Genomic DNA, 17,476 nt, shown 5'->3' with positions numbered 1-17,476 from the left:
GCAAACGGGGGACTGTGTCATCCGGTTGTGACCGGCGGGACCTGGCAGCGTACGAGGGTGCGGGGGCCGGTGGCGCGCCCGGCGTCAGGGGTGCGGATAGATGTCGAGTTCGACGCTCTCGGGAAGCGAGTCCGCACCGCGGATCTCGCCGGGGTGGACGAGCCGTACCCGGCGCAGCCGGCGCAGTCCGGCGAGGGGGGCGAGGTCGAGCTCCGCGACCTGCGACAGATGGATCTCCTCAAGCCCCGGAAGGCGCCGGGAGATCCGCCGCAGCGGCACCGCGGAACCGGCCCTGGCCCGTACCTCCAGGTGGGTGACCTGCGGGATCTCGGTACGCGGGGCGAACAGCAGCATGCTCAGCTGCTGCGGGGAGAGGGCCAGCTTGCGCAGATTCGGCAACGTGCCGATGAGAGAGCCCCATTCGTCCGGCGTCAGGCGTTCGCTCGCGTCCTGCAGACGCAGCTCCTCGAGCCCCCGGCAGGCCACGATGCCGGCGAGCTGAGCCGCCGCCGGAGGCAGTGACAGCAGGCGCAGCTCGGCGGCGCGCGGGAGGTCGGGCAGGCCGCGCCAGGGCACTTCCGGCCCCACGAGGAGCCCTTCGAGCCGCGGGCAGTCCGCCAGCTTCAGCAGGGGCTCGAATCGGGGGAGATCCCGCAGCTCCAGCCGCTGCAGACGCGGCAGCCGCGTCAGCGGGGTGGGGTCCTTCACGTTCCGGCACCCCTGCAGGACGAGCGTTTCGAGCTCGGGGTAGGCGGCGAGCAGCTGGAGATCCTCCAGCTGCAGGGTGTTGCGCAGACGCAGCTCGCGCAGTCGGCGCGGGTCGAGCGCGGTGCGGATCTGCTCCGGGCTGAAGTCGCCGTGGATGCCCACACGGTGGTACCCGGACATGGTGCGCAGGGCGTCCAGCTCGGCGGGTGAGCGCACCGTGACGGTTTCGTCGGGAGCGGTTTCCAGGAGCGGCCGCACGATCTCCTCGGCGTACACCTGCGTATCGAACCGGTCCCAGTGGTCGAGGAGTTGTGCACGTACCGCGGGCTGGCCGGTCCGCAGGAACTCGCGGAGCCTGGGGATGGCGGCGTCCCCGCCGATCTGGCATATCGCGTGGACGGTGGCCAGCTCTTCGTCGCCCTCCAGATCCTTCGCCCTGGGCAGCAGACCCAGGAGCAGCGGACCCGTCTGCGCCAGTGACCTGGCCTCCCGCAAACTGCGCGGCGGGAGCATCCGCGCGGCCCGGTCCTCGATGGCTTCGCGCACCGCGGGCTCAAGGCGGGTGGCCTGCTCGAGGGAGGCGAGCGCAAGGAGCCGTAACCGCGCCTGTACCGCCGCGTCCTTCTCCCGGTCACCCCGTTCCCGCAAGCGTGTCAGCAGGTCGGCGCGCTCCTGGTGACGGGCCTGTGCGACGGCCATCTGCACCACGTCCTCCCACTGGTCCAAGTGCGCGTTGTTCACCAGCAGACCCATATCGCGCTCTTCCAGCACGGCCCTGGCACCCAGGAAGTCCTGGAAGGTCCGGTGGATGAAGTTCACGGCGCCCTTGGCGGGTTCGCGCAGCAGGCCGGAGCGCTCCAGAAGGAGCTGCAGGGCTTCTTCGGCCGTACCGACCTCCGCGAGACGGGGCACGGAGGGCTGCAGCCGGCGCACCACGTCCACCGCGTCCGGCCGGTCCAGCTGTGTCCGCTCGTTGCGGATCAGCCAGTACGCCAGCCTCTGGAGCGGTTCCGTCGCCGACTTCTGGTCCAGCTCCGGCTTACGGCTGCGGCCGTACACCTCGCGCTCCAGGTCGCGGCGTTCCAGGAGCATGGAGAGCGCCGCCTCGTAGAGGGCGGCGCGGCCCTGGGGCAGGAAGCCGCGGCGTTCCCGGTGCAGGGCGCAGATCAGGCCGCACATCAGCGGATTGGTCGCCAGACGGCTCAACTCGGGGCTGCTGCGCAGCGACAGCGTGAGCGACTCACCGAGCTCCGGCGAGGCGCCGGCCGCCGTGTGCCAGCGCCGGATGAACTGCTTCATGTCGGCGGGCCGCATCGCGGTGAGCGCGAACTCCTGGAAGCCCTCGCGCCCCAGCCAGCCCCGCTCCAGGGCCGAGGGGCGGGAGGTGAGCAGCCACAGGTTGCCGGGGAAGACGGCGAGCAGCTTCTTGAGCCAGGTCCGGACGCGGGTCCGGTCGTCCTTCGGGATCTCATCGGCCCCGTCGACCAGGAGCACACCGCGCCCGTGCTGCAGCACCCGCGCCGCCCATCCGTCGGGTTCCGTGCCCACCAGCGGGCAGCCGATCCGGCGCAGAAAGTCCTCGGGCAGCGGCAGCTCGGCGTCCTTGCGCGCCAGGGTGCGCAACGGCAGGACGAAGGGCACGCGGCCGAGCAGCTGCGACAGGCCGCCGGGCACCCGCTCCTGCTGCGCCGTGGTGAGGGCCAGCCACTGCACAAGGGTCGTCTTGCCGGTGCCCGCGACCCCGTGCAGGAGTACCCGCTCATGGCCGGCGAACACCGCCTCGGCCGGCCCCGCGGCCCGCTCGGTCTCCGTATCCCGGTCGGCGCCCGGCTCGCCGTTCACCATCACGACCGGATCGGTTCCGCCGCGGTACGGCATGGCCTCCAGGCTCAGGTACGCGGTCTCCAACGGCCAGTCCTGGCCGTCCGGTTCGCGCAGGTCGACGCCGTAGATCGTGAGCCGGCCATGGCATTCGACGATGTAGCGCGCGTACTCCTCCTCGAACCGCGCGTCCTGGAGGGAGATATCCGGCAGCCGCTGCACGATCCTGTCCAACTTCTCGCTCTGCTCGCGGATTTCCCGGCTCTGCTCGATCTGGGCGCGGGCCGCGAACCCCGGCCGCTGGCTGAAGAAGCGCACCAGATGGATGCAGGCCGTCTCCAGGAGCCGGTCGTGGAAGCGGGCGGCGTCGTCGCTGAGCAGCCTTCGGGTGTTGGGGCCCGCGCTTCTGGCCAGCTCCGCGGCCAGCCGCTCGGGGCCGAGTGCGAAGGCATGGACGTCGTCCATGTCGAGATCGCCGAGCGCGTGCAGCGTACGGGTCAGGGCCTGCCCGACGGCGTCGTGCTCGTCGGCGCCGACCGGCGGATCGTGCGGCCCGGCGGCCCGCACCGCGCGGCGCACCAGCTCGCGGGCGAGCTTGTGCAGATCGTCCTCGGTGAGGGTGCGGTGCTCCCGGGCGAAGGAGACCAGCCGCCGGACCGGAATCGGGCGGTCGCCGAACTCCGCCCCCGGCGCGCTCGCGGGCGGCAGCAGCAGTCGCTTGAGCACCGGCACGACCACCGCCGATGCGATCCGCAGCCCGACCGTACCGCCGTCCACAGCAGCCCTCCCTCAGCAGCGCCGCCACGCGCCCGTCCCGAGCCCGCAGCCCCCGACCCCTGCCTCACCCTAGCCGCGACGCTCGTCCCGAGTCAGGGCGCGCGGAGGCTTCGCCGTGCCATGGCACCGGCGCATCTGCTGGTACGCGGTCCGCGGCATGGCCGGTTCCCCGGGCCGGGGTGCCACGCAACTAGTGAAATTTAAACCAGTGACGGTGCGCCGTAGGATGCCGCGCATGACCGCCGCACCGCCGCGCAGCTCCCCGCTCGCCCTGACCGTCCTGTCGCTGCTGCACTACCGGCCGCTGCATCCGTACGGCATCCAGCGGCTGATCAAGCAGTGGGGCAAGGACCAGGTCGTCAACGTCAAACAGCGCGCGAGCATTTACCGGACCATCGAGCGCCTGCTGGCCGCGGACCTGATCGAGGTGCACGGTACGGGGCGCGACCAGCAGTACCCCGAACGCACCCTCTACGCCGTCACCGACTCCGGGCGCCAGGCCACCCGCACCTGGCTGCTGGAGATGCTGGGTACGCCCAAGCCGGAGTTCCCCGAGTTCCCCGTCGCCCTGTCCTTCGCGCTGATGCTCACCCCGGACGAGACGCTGGCCGTCCTGGAGCGGCGCGTGAGCACCGTCACCGAGACGCTGGGCGAGTTGGACCGGGCACTGGCCGCCGCGAGCGACGACGGCCTCGGCCGCGTGGTGATGCTGGAGACCGAGTACCAGCGCGCCGTGACGGCAGCTCAGCTGCAGTGGCTGACCTCGGTGGTCGAGGACCTGCGGGCCGGCCGGCTCACCTGGTCCTGGGAAGAGCTGACCGCGCTCGCCGACTCCGCGACGCCCCAAGACGACTGACGGCTTCGGGATCAGCCGCTGACGGTCCGGTCCCAGTCGATGTGGTGGCGGTGGACCGGGCCGAACATCTCCTCGGGGGTGGGGAAGGCAGGCCTGTCGGCGTTTCCGGCCTTGACCTTGTTCACGGCGGCGGCGTTGTTGCCGATCACCTCCACCCGGTGCCGGCGCAAGCCCTCGTATGCGGCGAACGCAGCGGCGGCGGTGGGCAGATCACGCAGGCAGCGGGCCAGCTCGATGGCGCTTTCGATGGCCAGCGACGCACCCTGGCCGGAGCTGGAGGACGGGGCGTGCACCGAGTCGCCCACCAGCACCATGCGGCCGCGGTGCCAGCGCGGTACCGACGGCATACGTTCCATCGGCCCCACGAGCATCATGTCCCGGGAATCGGTGTGCTCCAGGAGCTGCTTCCCGGGCGTGTGACCGGTATAGAGCTCGCGTAGCTGTGCCAGCCAGTCGGCGGCCGGTACCCGGGTGACCTGGGCCGAGGTCAGCGGCTCGCTCTTGGGCAGACCGGCGAACCAGACGATGCGCCCGTCCGGCGCGCTCCAGTACCCGATGAATGCGCGGCCGAAGGCGAAGTACATCTTGCCGGGCTCGGCGTGCACGCCGCTGTCGGCGGCGAATCCGCCGAAGCTCAGCACGCCGCCGTATTCGGGTCCGGGCGCCTGCGGATCGATCAGGGTGCGGACGGTGGAACGGATGCCGTCGGCGCCGATCAGTATGTCCGCGGTCGCGGTGGTGCCGTCGGAGAAGGTGGCCGTGACGCCGTCACGGGTTTCGTCGGCGGCGACCAGGCGCTTGCCGTACTCGATCCGGACGCCGCCCGCCATCGCGTGGTCGGCCAGTGCCCGGAACAGGTCGGCGCGAGCCATGGCCCGCGTGCCGGGCAGGTCGGGGAAGCCGTCGAATGCGCTCAGCTGGTTTCCCCCGCCGTCGCACATCACCACGCCGGGGACCGGCTGGCCGATGGCCTCCACGGCCTTGTCGGCCCCGAGAATCCGCAGCGCGTCCAGGCCGTTGGGGGCCAGACCCAGCATCGCGCCGACCCCGTCGGCCGCGGTGGGGTGCGCCTCGAAGACGGTCGCCTCGATCTGCGCCGTGCGGAGCGCCAGCGCCGTCACCGGCCCGGCGACGCCGCCCCCGATCACCAACGCCGTACTGACCTTGCTCATGGTCCCTCCCGGAAGTTGCCCATGTTGATATGAGTGAAGGAATGAATGGTTGCACAGATACTAGTTGTAGGGGAACTAGTTTTGCGGGGGAGGCCCGGCGACGAGGGCGCGTGTCGGCCGGGGCGCGCACTGTGAGGACCGTCACGCCGGGTTCTTTGCGCCCGGTGTCGACCGGATGCGGTGCGCCAGACGTATGCCTGGTGAGACCGAAAAGATCCGGGAGTGGCTGTTGACCGTCGAGGAGTTCGAAGAGTTTTACGCGCAGACGGTCGCACGGCTGACCGGGCAGCTGTACGTGATGCTCGGCGATCAGCACGAGGCGCAGGATGTGGTGCAGGAGGCGTTCATCAAGGGCTGGAGCCGGCGGCGGCAGCTCGACCGGAACGGCCGGCCCGAGGCGTGGATCCGCACGGTCGCCTGGCGCCTTGCGGTGAGCCGCTGGCGGGGGCGGCGCCGTACGGCGGATGCCTGGCAGCGCAGCGGCGCCCCGCCCCATGTCGAGGCGCCCGGACTGGAGTCGGTGGCATTGGTGGAGGCGCTGCGGCACCTGCCGGCCAGGCAACGACGCACGATGACGCTGCACTACGTATGCGACTTGACCGTCGAGCAGATCGCCGGTGAGACCGGTCTGTCCGTCAGCACCGTCAAGACACATCTGGTCCGGGGCCGGACCGCACTCTCCCATCGTCTGCAGGATCCGCGTATCGAGGAGGCTCCCGGTGCCTGAACCCCATGACCCGCTGCGGTCGTTGTTCAAGGAAGCCGCCTCCGCCGGGCAGTCCCGTGCGCGCTCCGCGCCGGTCGCGCTCATCGCCCGGCGCGGAGAGCGGGTGCGCCGGCGCCACCTCGCCGCGCTCGCCGTCGGCGCGTGCCTGGTCCTCACCGGTACGGGCGTGGCCGCGGCCGTACTCCTGCCCGGCAACCCGGACACCACCGTCCCGGCCACCACCCCCTCGCCTTCCCCGCCGGCTCCCGCACCGACGTCCTCCCGAAGCGGCTTTGCGCCGACCGAGTCGCCTACCCCTGGCCGGACTTCGTCGGGCGCGCCCACCACCTCGCCGCCCGCCACCGGCCAGGGCACTTCGGGAGCGTCCGCCACCGCCACGCAGGGCACCTCCGACGAGTCCACCTCCCCGCCGCGCTGACCCCTGCGCACCGTGACCCGGCGGGCCGGCCGCCGGGCGATCCCGCACGCCCCGATCCCGAGCAGGAGATACCGCTGTGCCCGTTTCCTCCCCCCATGTGCGCCGGGAGCGTCCGACCGCCGCCACGAGCCCCGTGGCCGGACCGGAGCGCCACCCAGCGCCGGTGCGCACGGCGGACAGGCCTCGAGCGTCCCGTCCGGCCCGCCGGTGGCAGGCCTTCTCGAGCCGGCGGCGCTTCTTCCTCGGGCCCGCCGACCGCGAGGTGCTGTGGCTGTATCTGCTGACCCGGGCCGGGATCTGGACCACCGCCTACTGCACCCGGTGGCTGTTCCCCGCCGACGGCAGGACCCATCGCGCCGCCGCAGCCCTTTCCCCGTGGCAGCAGTGGGACTGGGGGCACTTCCTGCACATAGCCCGCGACGGCTACTTCCCCGGTCAGGCGGGGCCGTGGCTGAGCGGCTGGGACAACAGAGAAGCCTTCTTCCCCGGCTTCCCCCTCCTCCTGCGGGCCGTCCATACCGTTGTCCCGCACTGGGCCGTCGCCGGCCTGCTGATCTCCTTTGTCTGTGGCGCCGTCGCCGTGTCGGCCCTCGCCCGGATCGCCCGGCTGCACCTGCCCGACACGCGAGCCGGCCGGCGTACCGTTCTCTTCTTCCTGCTGTCGCCGTGCGCGATATTCCTGGCCGCGGGCTATACCGAGGCGCTCTTCCTCGCGCTCGCCCTGCCCGCCTGGCTCGCCGCCCAGCGGCGCAACTGGCCGGTCGCGGCCGGTCTGGCCGCTCTGGCCACCACTGTCCGTATCAGCGGCCTCTTCCTCGCCGCCGCTCTCGCCGTCCACTTCGCGGTCACCGCCCGCACCCGGTACCACTGGCGCTCACTGCCGTGGCTGGCCCTGCCCGCACTGCCGCCCGTCCTCTACAGCTGGTACCTCCGCGGGCACACCGGTGACTGGATGGCCTGGAAACACGCCGAAGAACGCGGCTGGTACCGCGACTTCCACGCGCCCTGGGAAGCCTGGCGGAACACCTGGCACGCCGCCTTCGGGGAGTCGCTGCCCACCGGGTATGCCCTCATGTCCCAGGCCGAACTCCTCGCCATGATCGTCGGCATTCTGCTCGTCGGCGTGCTGGCCCGGCAGCGCCGCTGGCCGGAAGCCGTCTACGTCGGCCTCAGCCTGTGGGCACTGGGCACCTCGTACTGGTACACCTCCATTCCCCGTGCCACGCTCCTGTGGTGGCCACTGTGGATCCTCCTGGCCGCATGGAGTCTGCGGAGTCCCCGCTTCACCACCGCCTACCTCTGCCTTACGGCCCCCTTGACGACCGTCTTCGCCGTCACCTTCCTGTCAGGACGATGGGCCGGCTGATACGACTTCGGGGCAGGGCGCCGGCGCCGGCGCTGTCGCTGTCGGCCGTCGTCGGGGTCGCTTCCGCGCCGGGGTGCGACGGCGCAGGATCAGGTGCAGCGCGGTCATCAGTACGCCGGTCACCAGCGCGCTGTGCCACAGCAGCGCGTCCAGCCGGTCCGCCGAGAGATAGGCGCCCGCGGCCACGGCCGCCAGCGCGCACACCGCACGGTCCACGATGCTCTCGACGGACAGCAGGGTGGCGCGTGGCGCATCCGCCGGGATGGCGTCGTTCACCAGCTTGCGCTGGAGCGGGTAGGCGAAGCCGGTGGCGGCGGCGAACAGGCACAGCAGGGCGATCGCGGTCCAGGGGCCGCCGAGGGTGATGCCCGCCAGGGCCCCCGCCATCGCGAGGCTGAGCAGCGACACCCGGACCACCGGCGACAGCCGCGCGGTGAGCCACTGCGGACGGGCCGAGGCCACCGCCTCCGCGACCGTCATGGCGGCCAGTACACCGCCGTGCGAGTTCTCGGCGATGCCATGGTCCAGCAGCACCGGCTGGAAGAGATTGACCTGGCAGATGCGGGAGAGGGTGAAGACGGCGACGCCCTGCACCATGACCAGGGCGAGCCAGGGGGTGGCGCGGACGGAGCGCAGCGCCGCCGCCGCGTCGCGGAGGAACGCCGGCCCGCGGGGAGCCGGCCCGGCCGTGCGGCTCCGGGCGGCGGCGCGAGGTGGGGCCTGGCGCGGGAGCATCATGGCGCAGACGAGGGAGCCGCCGGCGCTCGCGGCGCTCAGCACGTACGGCGCGGGGTGCGCGAGTGCCATCAGCGGCCCGACCAGCGGCCAGCAGACCACCTTCGCGGCCAGGCCCAGGGCACGGGCCTGCCCCTCGGCTCTCAGATAGTGCCCGTCCGCGCCCTCGGCCCGCAGGCCGTCGTAGAGGTAGGCGCTGGCGGCGCCGGAGGTCAGGGAGCGGCCCGCCGCGATGAGCAGGAAGTGGACGAGGAAGCCGGCGTAGGTGGGGGTGAGGACCGGGGCCAGGTTCGCCGCGGTCATCACGACGGCGCCGGCCCGCAGGCAGTTGCGGGCACCGATGCGGTCGGCCACCAGCCCGGTCGGGATCTCGAAGAGACAGAACGCCACGTAGTAGATGCTCTGAATCCCGAAGATCTGCCCGTCGGACAGCCCCGCCTGCCGCTGGTAGGCGTAGAACACCGGCATCCACCACAAGAGGTTGAACAGGAGCTGGAAGCCGTTGTTCAGGCGGACGATCCGGCGGGCTCGCGGGGTCAGCGGCGCGCCCGTGGACCTCGGGCCGCGGGGGCGCCGCCGGCCGGTGAGAGGGCGGATCACCGCGCGTAGGGGCGGATCTGGACCAGGTGGAAGTCTCCCTGATCGGTCATCAGCCATTCGATGTCGAGCGGACGGTCCACGTCGGTGTCGCTGAAGTGGGACTGGAGCAGGCGTCCGGTCAGGGCCAGCCGCGCCATCCGGTCCCGGGTGCCGGCCGGCACGTCCTCGCGGGACGAGCCGAGCGCTACGGTGCGGCCGCCGCCTTCGACCGTGTTGTACAGGTACTGCAGCGGCAGCGTGGTGCCGTCGACGACGGTCTCGGGCGAGCCGGGGGAGCAGTTGAGGTAGACGTTGCGGAAGTCCGCGCGCCGGGTCGGGTTGCAGGTGACCAGAACGCCACCGAGGTCCGCGGGCACATACCGCTGAATGATCACGCCCATGTACGTGTCGTCGAGGGAGATGCCTGCCTGATGGCGTAACCGGACGCTGCGCGGCGACAGCAGGGAGGCCCACACCTGGCGTACCGCGTCGAGAAGTTCGTCCGCGCCACGCACCGTGGTGACCGAATCGTAGACACCGGCCGCGGAGAATCCGGGCAGGTCCTCGGCGTTGGAGGAGGAGCGCACCACGAGACGGCTGCCGGCGTCCGCCCCGGTGGGCAGCGCCTGGGTGATCCGGTGGGCCACCTCGTCGGGCATCGGGGCGTGCCGGATGAGGTGTTGCAGCTGCAGACAGAGCGGGTCCACGGCGTCGACGGCATCGAGTTCCAGGGCCATCTTCAGTTTGCCGATGCCTTGTTGCACGGCCGGGGACGACGTCAGAAAGCGGTGCTGCAGGGCGAAGGGAAGGGCGATTCCGTCGGGAGCGGTGACGGTGGCGGCCGCGAAGGCGGCGGCCGCGGACCGGACTTCGGCGGCCGGCGCCGTGGCCTTGATGTTGAGACGGGCCGCCAGATGGCCGTAGAGGTCGGCACGGGGCGGCCTCGGCCGTCCGTAGAACGCGGTCAGGTCGGCGCTGCGGCTGCCGAGGACGTGATGGAGCTCCCCGAGGTGGGCCGCCTTGGTCCCGTAGCGGTCCTGGTCGGTGCGGCGCAGCCGGTGCAGGGGCAGCGGGGGCGCGTCCGTCAGCAGCGGGGTGCCCAGCCGGACCCGGTGCTGGTGCCACGCCGGTGCCGCCGCTGCCGGCGCCTGGGCGAGCCGTACGAGCGTGATGTCGTCGTCCGTCACCTCGTAGTGGACCCATGCGCCGTCCAGGCCGTCGGCCTCGATGAGTCGTTCCAGGTCACGGACGATCGCATTGGGGATGCCCCAGCCGGTGGCGAGGACGTTGGTGTGCGAGAGCGGGGTGGTGGGTGCGGTGTTGATGAAGCCCGCGACGCGCGGTACGTCGTCGGGCAGACACGGCATGGCCACGATGTCGGACCAGCCCAGGCCGTCGGGTTCGGCCGCGTACGCCGCGTACTCCTCGACGGTCCGGAAGTGGCGGAGGCGGCCGGTGGCCTCGCCGGGGTTGAGTGGGGTCCGGGTGCGGTTGCCGAAGAGTTCATGGCTGAGGATCCGCGGCACCCGGACGTCGCTGATCGCGGCGAGTTCGTGCTCCTGCCCGTGGTTCGCGGGTTTCAGCAGCAGCGGCAGCCGGCCGTCGAGCCGGTGCCGGACGAAGGTGTAGAACTCCTCGAGCAGCGGACCGTGCATGGTGTCCGCCTCGGTCGTCTCCAGGACGAGGAAGGGGCGCTCCCGGCCGTCGGTGTCCTCGTCGGTGTGCAGGGAGAGCACGCCGAGCAGGAACCGGCGCCCGGGATCCATGTAGACCGAGGCGTTGAAGGCGTCCAGGCAGGAGTCCAGCGCCGCCAGTTCCATGCCCAGGACGCGGGTGGCGATGTAGTCGACGTGGAAGGGGTGGGCGGCGGTGTCGAGGAGGTGCCAGGTGTGCTCGGTGCGGTCCACCACGACCTTGAGGTACGGGTGGCCGGCCAGGGTGCCCGACAGGGCGCGGAACAGCGGCAGGGAGAGGTGCTCGCCGACGGTCGTACGGTCGGCGGCGGGCCGCGGTGCGCCGGAGGGCAGGACGGGGGTGGTCATGAGCGCGCCTCCGTGGCCTCGGCGGCCGTCGGGAGGATCCGCGGGAGGGCGTCCACCAGGGTGCTCAGGTCGTGGAGCAGGGTCTTGGGGTCGGCGGCGGACAGCAGGCACAGGGCCGCCATCGTGTTGGCGCCCGCGGCCGGGTCGTACACCGGCACCGGGGTCCCGTCCGGGAGCGAGTTCTCGGCCACCACGGACAGCCGGCTGCCGTCGCTGAGGGCCACGCCGTCGCGTACGGCCGGGAAGTCCCACAGCCGCCGGTCCGTCCAGGCATCACCGGCACCGTCCACGGCCAGGACGACGAGTGAGCCGGCCGCGCCGCGCGCCTGTAGCGGGGTACGGGCCTCGGCGGGCCACGTCACCGCACGCCCCAGCAGATGGTCGACGAGCATGCCGATGAGGTCCAGGCCGAAGACCTCCTCGATCTGCGGGACGGTCATCGCCCCGCCGAACCGGGCAGCGGTCTCGATCACCCACATCCGGCCGTCGGCACCGAGCTTGATCTCGGTGTGCGTACCGCAGTTCTCCAGGCCCAGCGCGTCGACGGCGTCGCGCGCCAGGTCCACGATGCGCCGCTGGGCGTCGTGCGGCAGCGCGGCCGGGGTGAGGCCGGCGCGTTCGGTGAACGGCTCCACCGTCGGCATCCGGCCACTGAGACAGACCGGGTGGAAGGTGCCGTCGACGACGACGCCCTCGACGCTGACGTAGTCGGCCCAGCCCGGCCGGTCGAACCATCCGTCCGCGGTGCCCGGCACGATCTCCTCGACCAGGAAGTCGCCCCCGGCCCCGGCCACATGCAGCTCCGCATAGCCCAGCTCGGCGGATTCGGCCATCACCTCCTGTGCCCGCCGCCAGGCCGCCGGTACCTCGTCGGCGGAGCGGATGATCCGGTGCGCGGTGGAGCCGGCGCTCCAGGCGGCCTTCAGCAGCAGCGGGAGGCGCAGCGAGCCGGCCGCGTCGCGCAGCTCCCGCTCGGTGGCGACGGGGCGGAACCGGGGCTGGGATATGCCCCGTTGCATCCAGGTACGGCGCATCAGCCGCTTGTCGCGGGCGAGCGCGCAGGAGCCCCCGGCGCCGGCGAGGCCGAGCTTCTCGCAGGCCTCCGCGACCGCGACGACGGCGTACTCGGAGAAGGTAACGACCGCGTCCGCGCCCACGGCCTGGGCCCGGGAGACGATCAGGGACACCAGATCGTCCCGCTCGGGACCGGCGGCGGTCAGCACGGACGCGCACCGGCGCCCGGCGGACGCGGCGACGGTGGGCGGAAGCGTGCTGAGCGCCAGCAGGTGCACTGCCGACCGCGCGGCGACCCGTGAGAGGGCATACCCCAAGGGCGGTCCGCCCTTGGCATGCACAAACAGCACCGTGCTCACTGGAATCCGACTCCTTTGCAGGCGGGTGGGGCCGTCGGGACGGCCGGCGACGCCCGTACCTGGTGTCCGGACGCCGTACCTCCAGCGAACCAGCCGTGCGGCGCCCGGTTCGCCGCAGCGGGCGGCAACCGCTCAGGCAAATGCCAGAGTTGGGGAGTTCGTGGGGTCGCTGTGAAGGTCCTGTGATGCCGTAGGGGGCGGTCACGATGGCATGACCAGTCCCGTCCGCCTCTTCCACCTCGTCCGCCCCTGGCCCCGCCCGGCCCGTCCAGATCGGCCGAGAACCGGGCATACGCCGTATCGACCGGGGATACGCATGGCGGGGGCGCCTCCTGCGTGCCGCCCCCGCGTGTTCCCTGCGCACCCGTTGAACCCTTCACCACAGAGAGGCCGTCGTGGACGAGACCGGTCTGAAGTCGCTGCTCCAACACCTTCCGGTGTCCTGGTGGGAGGCCGACCGTGAGCTGCGGGTGATCGACAGCGGCGGGGGAGCCTTCGACGACGCGCGGACGGCCCAGCGATTCCTCGACACCGTGCGCCGGGAGCTGCCCAAGCCCTCCGCCACGGTCGAAATCAGCCATTGGCAGGCACAGTTCGACGGCCGGGTCTTCGATGTGAACTGGCCCCTCGCCCCGCCCCGGCAGGACCGCACCCGAGGGATGGCGGTCGAGGTCGGCCCGGCCGCCGCCACCCGCCGCTACGACGCCTTCGCCGACCTCGCCCCCGCCGCGGCCTTCATCCGGGACGCGAACGGCCGCTACCTCTGGGCGAATCACGCCTACGCCCACCTGTACGGCACCACGCCGGAGCACGTCATCGGCAAGTACGTGCGCGAGGTCGACGCCCCCGCCGACGCCGCGCAGGTCCTCGCCCTGGACCAGGATGTGCTCGCCCGCGGCAAACCGGTGCGGCACACGCTCGCCTATCACCGCGCGGACGGCACCAGCGGGCACGCGGCCGGCCATCGCTTCCCCGTACGCGAAGGACCCCAGACCTGCGTGGCCGGTATCTATATCGACATCAGCGACCACACCCGCGCGCAAAGCCAGCGCCGGGAGGCCGAGGAGAGTCTGTGCGCGCTGCGCGACCACAGCGGACTGCCGTGCGCCCTGATCTCCGCGGGCGGACGGATCCTGCAGGCGAGCGCGGCCGCCGCCGAACTGCTGCAGACCCGGCTGTCGGACCTCGTCGGCCGCCGGGCGCACACCCTGCTGGCGCCCGCCCCGGAATTACCGGGCCTCCAGCGGAGCTGGCACGCGCTGATAGCCCGCCGCAGCCGACGGATCCAGACCTCCGCCGTCCTCGTCGACGGCCGCGGTCAGCAGCGCCGCGCCCGGCTGCACCTGACGACGGTGGGCCGGAACTCGGCCCGCGCCACCAGCGTCTGGGCGCTGGTCACCCACCAGAGCCTGGCCCATGAGGCCCACCCGCCACTGACGGCAAGTCAGGTCCGGATCCTCTCCCTGCTGGCCGCCGGCCGCAGCAACGGAGAGATCGCCACCTCGCTGCGCCTTTCGCGCCAGACCGTCGACTACCACCTCAGCCGTCTGCGGGACCTCCTGGACGCCCCGACCCGGTGCGCCCTGGTCGCCCGCGCCTACGTCCTGGGAATCCTCGCGCCCCAGGCCTGGCCGCCACGCTCGGCGACGGCCGGCCATCCGCACAGCGCCACCTGACGGTCCCCGCGTAGCCGCGCCGCCCGGACGCCGGCCGTCAGCTCGGTACGGACGTGGTCTCGGTGCGGTCGGTGCGGTCGGTGACCGGCAGGCCGAGGGGGCGGGCGAGGCCCACCACTCCTTCGTCGAGGCGTTGCAGATGGCGCAGTACGCGGAAGGCCACCGTGCCCGAGGACAGCGCACCGGATCCGTCGTGCTTGAGCATCGAAGCGATGCTGGCGCCGGACTCGACCTTGCCCTCGGCCTTCTCGTCCTTGACGTGTGCGGCGATCACTTCGATGTTGTGGGCGATGCGCCGGCCGGCGCGGTGCAGGCGTGGGTCGGCCGCGACGGTCTTGCTGTGCGGCACGAGCTCGGCGGTCGCCGCCAGGGAACGGGCGTGGTAGGCGTCGGTCTCCAGCAGCGCCACCAGATAGCGGACGGTCTGCCGCCGGCCGCGCAGCGGGGTGATCGGATGCGTCAACGGCTTTGTGGAGGCGCGCAGATCGTCCAGCGCCGTGTCCAGATCGCGCGCCTTGCCCAGCAGGTCGGACGCGGGCCCGCCGCTGAGCTGCTCCACCGCCGCCGACACCACATCGCCCAGCCGGTCCAGGACCGTGCCCAACAGCTCGTCGGTGCGGCGGTCGGTGTGCACCGGCAGCACCAGTACGGCGGCGATGATCCCGCAGACCGCGCCGAGCGCCGTCTCCTCGATGCGCAGCACCAGCACGGAGAAGCTGTAGGTGTTCAGCAGCGTGTAGAGCAGTCCCAGCATCGCTGTGACGAAGAAGGACATGAGCGCGTACGACAGCGGAGCGGTGAAGAACATGGCGAAGATGAAGACCAGGACGAGGGCGAACGCGAGCCAGGTGTGGTTGCCGACCAGCCCCGCCAGCGCCACACCGGCGACCACCCCGACGACCGTGCCAAGGAGCCGCCGGTAGCCCTTGACCAGGATTTCGCCGGTGGACGCGGTGTTGAGGAAGACCACCCAGCAGGTCAGCACCGCCCAGTACCACCGCTGGCTGGAGAGGAATTCACCGCCGATGATGGCCAGGACCGAGCCCACCGAGACCTGGAACGCGGCCCTGGTGGTGGGGCGCTGCAGCCCCGTGCGATCTTCCTCTTCTGGCTCCTCGGGACCGGCGAGCGCGATGTCCTCGGCGTCGAACTCCTCGCGCGAAAGGGCCGTCGTGGGCGTGTCATTGGATTCGTCCTGGGGTCCGTCCAGCGCGAGCCGCAGGCCCAGGAAGGCGCGGGCGGCCTCACCGATTCCGCGGAAGACGTCCTGGACGGCGGTCGAGCCACGCGGCAGTTTGTCCTCGTCGCGATAGCCGAGCAGTCTGTTGCGTACGTGGGCCAGCGCCGTGCCCCGGTCGTCGGACGCCGGCCGCGCCAACAGCAGATGCAGTGCCTTGAGGTCCCGGCGCAGCGTGCGGGTCACGTCGTCCTCGGCCGAGATCAGGTCTCCGGTGGCCGGTACGGGCGCCTGCGGCAGATGAAGGGTGAGGGTGTCCGCGCGCTCGGCACTGCGGGCGTTCAGCAGCAGCACGCCCAGCCGTTCCGTGGCGATCTCGGCGTCCGCGACCCGTCGTTGCAGCAGCGCTGCCGTGGCCGCGTCGCGGGTGCCCTCTTCCAGCCGGCTCTGGATCATCAGAGCCGCCTCGTGCAGCCGGGCGGTGCGCCGCCGCAGATCGTCGAGGACCTTGTCCAGCTGGTCGGGGCGGGCGTCCAGCAGGGCGATCTGAGTGTCCACGAGCTGTGCGAGCCGCGCCCGGAAGGCGTCGCGCAGCTGCCGCAGAATGCGCTGGGGGGTCTCCGGTATGACGGCGAACCGTACGACCGCGCTGCAGGCGAAGGCGATGGCCAGGGTCAGGAACAGCACCGGCAGGGAGGCCACGGAGGCGCCCACGAACAGGGAAATGAAGTAGATCTGAAAGCCGATCAGGCCCAGCGCGGTACCGCGGTCGCCGAACCGGCGGCTGTAGACGGCGCCGAAGATCAGAGCGACGAAGAACATGTCACCCGCGATGATCCGGGCGTGCAGCACCGCTCCCAGCGACATCGCGGCCAGCGCGACCGGCAGGCCGAGCGCGAGCGTGACCGCCTGCCCGCGTACCTGCTTCTCCTTGATCGCGAAGGTGGAGACCATCGCCGCCATGGCGCCCGCGACCAGAAGTCGGACGTCGGTGTGGAGCAGGGCGAGGACGACGAGGGTGAGGGCGATCGCGGCAACCGTCCGCAGCCCCGCCATCAGCCGCAGCAGCCCCGGGTCGGACGCCGCGAAGCGATCCCACGTGCCGGTCACGACCCGCCGTATCACTGCGCTCACGCTGTCGAACTCTCCCGATCGCTGCCATGATCCCCGGACCCGCCCAGCATCGCATGAGCGGCAACTTCGGGACGACAGCCGGTCGCAGCTCTCCGCCGGCCGCTCCGCGCCCCGGCACGGGCCGGCACGCTCATGCCGCGGGCGCGCCGGCGCGGAGTCCGTCCATGACGAGGTCCAGGAGGCGTCCGGCGCGCGACTGCCAGTCGCCGTGCGGGTCGATCTGCCAGAGGCCGGCGATGGCGAGGACGAAGTCGTCGGGCGTCACCCCGGGGCGGATCGTGCCGGCCTCCTCGTTCGCCTTCAGCAGGCGCGCCACGGCCGAGCTCACCGGGCCGTGCCCCAGTCCGGCCAGGCTGCCGCACGCGCTGGTGGCCTTGCGCATCGCCTCGGCCAGGCCCGCTTTGGCCATGGCGTACTGGGCGAGGCGGTCCATCCACTCCCGCAGGGCCTGGTCGGGGGCGCGGGTCTCGAGCAGCTGGGTCGCGGCGTCGGAGACCTGCTGGACTTCGTGGCGGTAGACCTCCAGCACGAGTGCCTCGCGGTTGGGGAAGTTGCGGTAGAAGGTCCCCTGTCCGACGCCCGCCTTCTTGGCGATGGAGCTCAGCGGGGCGTCGGCCTGCCGCGTCAGCTCCGCCAGGGCCACTTCCAGGATGCGCTCGCGATTCCGTTGCGCGTCCGAGCGCAGCGGCACGTCTTTCCTCTCGTGCACTCGTCCTCCTTCCGGGAATCGCGGATGGACCGACCTTGCTAACCGGACAGCTGTCCGCTAGATTCGAAAATAACGGACAGGTGTCCGCTTGCCTTTCACCATAGCGGCAGATCCCGCCGGTGGGGACGACCGGCGGCCCCGGCGACCGGCCTCGCGCCCGCCGCCGCACCCGAGCCGACGCCGCTACGCACAGCGCCCTTTCCTCC

Annotated in this window: 12 protein-coding genes; 5 read left to right on the top strand and 7 right to left on the bottom strand. The window is 71.9% G+C overall.

Going from position 1 to position 17,476, the window contains the following annotated elements; translation table 11 throughout:
• Positions 1 to 84: 84 nt before the first annotated feature.
• Positions 85 to 3,306 carry an NACHT domain-containing protein gene (locus ACZ4S3_RS01285; protein ID WP_467924329.1) on the bottom strand — a complete coding sequence of 1,074 codons (3,222 nt, stop codon included), beginning with the start codon at positions 3,304 to 3,306 and terminating at the stop codon, positions 85 to 87.
• Between the two features lie 235 nt (positions 3,307 to 3,541).
• On the opposite strand from ACZ4S3_RS01285, the gene ACZ4S3_RS01280 reads away from it, so the two are divergent.
• A complete protein-coding gene (locus tag ACZ4S3_RS01280) occupies positions 3,542 to 4,162 on the top strand; it encodes a PadR family transcriptional regulator (protein WP_467924327.1) in 621 nt (206 codons plus the stop codon).
• An 11-nt stretch (positions 4,163 to 4,173) separates the two neighbouring features.
• On the opposite strand, the gene ACZ4S3_RS01275 is transcribed toward ACZ4S3_RS01280, so the two are convergent.
• Positions 4,174 to 5,334: an FAD-dependent monooxygenase gene (locus tag ACZ4S3_RS01275; protein WP_467924325.1), complete on the bottom strand. Its 1,161-nt coding sequence runs from the start codon at positions 5,332 to 5,334 to the stop codon at positions 4,174 to 4,176.
• A gap of 229 nt (positions 5,335 to 5,563) precedes the next feature.
• Here ACZ4S3_RS01275 and ACZ4S3_RS01270 point away from each other — a divergent pair, with 229 nt between their 5' ends.
• The 3 genes from ACZ4S3_RS01270 (at position 5,564) to ACZ4S3_RS01260 (ending at position 7,845) form a co-directional block, all read left to right on the top strand.
• Positions 5,564 to 6,061, top strand: coding sequence for a SigE family RNA polymerase sigma factor (locus ACZ4S3_RS01270; RefSeq protein WP_467925191.1), 498 nt, complete (start codon positions 5,564 to 5,566; stop codon positions 6,059 to 6,061).
• Positions 6,054 to 6,479: a hypothetical protein gene (locus tag ACZ4S3_RS01265; RefSeq protein WP_467924323.1), complete on the top strand. Its 426-nt coding sequence runs from the start codon at positions 6,054 to 6,056 to the stop codon at positions 6,477 to 6,479. The genes ACZ4S3_RS01270 and ACZ4S3_RS01265 overlap by 8 nt, the downstream gene beginning before the upstream one ends.
• Positions 6,480 to 6,555: 76 nt before the next feature.
• A complete protein-coding gene (locus ACZ4S3_RS01260; RefSeq protein ID WP_467924321.1) occupies positions 6,556 to 7,845 on the top strand; it encodes a mannosyltransferase family protein in 1,290 nt (429 codons plus the stop codon).
• Here ACZ4S3_RS01260 and ACZ4S3_RS01255 read toward each other — a convergent pair.
• From ACZ4S3_RS01255 to ACZ4S3_RS01245, 3 genes are read right to left on the bottom strand one after another with little or no spacing between them, the layout of a single operon-like run.
• Positions 7,825 to 9,180 carry an MFS transporter gene (locus ACZ4S3_RS01255; RefSeq protein WP_467924319.1) on the bottom strand — a complete coding sequence of 452 codons (1,356 nt, stop codon included), beginning with the start codon at positions 9,178 to 9,180 and terminating at the stop codon, positions 7,825 to 7,827. The genes ACZ4S3_RS01260 and ACZ4S3_RS01255 overlap by 21 nt on opposite strands.
• Positions 9,177 to 11,201, bottom strand: a complete 2,025-nt coding sequence (locus ACZ4S3_RS01250) for a PEP/pyruvate-binding domain-containing protein (RefSeq protein ID WP_467924317.1) — start codon at positions 11,199 to 11,201, stop codon at positions 9,177 to 9,179. Before ACZ4S3_RS01250 ends, ACZ4S3_RS01255 begins: the two co-directional genes overlap by 4 nt.
• The gene (locus ACZ4S3_RS01245; RefSeq protein WP_467924315.1) at positions 11,198 to 12,574 is read right to left on the bottom strand and encodes an ATP-grasp domain-containing protein; all 1,377 of its coding nucleotides are present in this window, start codon (positions 12,572 to 12,574) and stop codon (positions 11,198 to 11,200) included. The genes ACZ4S3_RS01250 and ACZ4S3_RS01245 overlap by 4 nt, the downstream gene beginning before the upstream one ends.
• Positions 12,575 to 12,969: 395 nt before the next feature.
• On the opposite strand from ACZ4S3_RS01245, the gene ACZ4S3_RS01240 reads away from it, so the two are divergent.
• Entirely contained in the window at positions 12,970 to 14,250 is a 1,281-nt protein-coding gene (locus ACZ4S3_RS01240; RefSeq protein WP_467924313.1) for a PAS domain S-box protein, read from the top strand.
• Positions 14,251 to 14,287: 37 nt separating this feature from the next.
• Here the strand turns inward: ACZ4S3_RS01240 and ACZ4S3_RS01235 are convergent, their stop codons facing one another.
• Complete coding sequence (locus ACZ4S3_RS01235) at positions 14,288 to 16,483, bottom strand: FUSC family protein (protein ID WP_467925189.1); 2,196 nt, start codon at positions 16,481 to 16,483, stop codon at positions 14,288 to 14,290.
• 208 nt (positions 16,484 to 16,691) lie between these two features.
• Positions 16,692 to 17,270, bottom strand: a complete 579-nt coding sequence (locus ACZ4S3_RS01230; RefSeq protein ID WP_467924311.1) for a TetR/AcrR family transcriptional regulator — start codon at positions 17,268 to 17,270, stop codon at positions 16,692 to 16,694.
• Between the last annotated feature and the right edge of the window lie 206 nt (positions 17,271 to 17,476).

It is taken from the genome of Streptomyces sp. NPDC028368, from assembly GCF_055565615.1.
The sequence above is the reverse complement of the archived record's forward strand: the minus strand, read 5'-3'. Positions and strand labels throughout refer to the sequence as shown.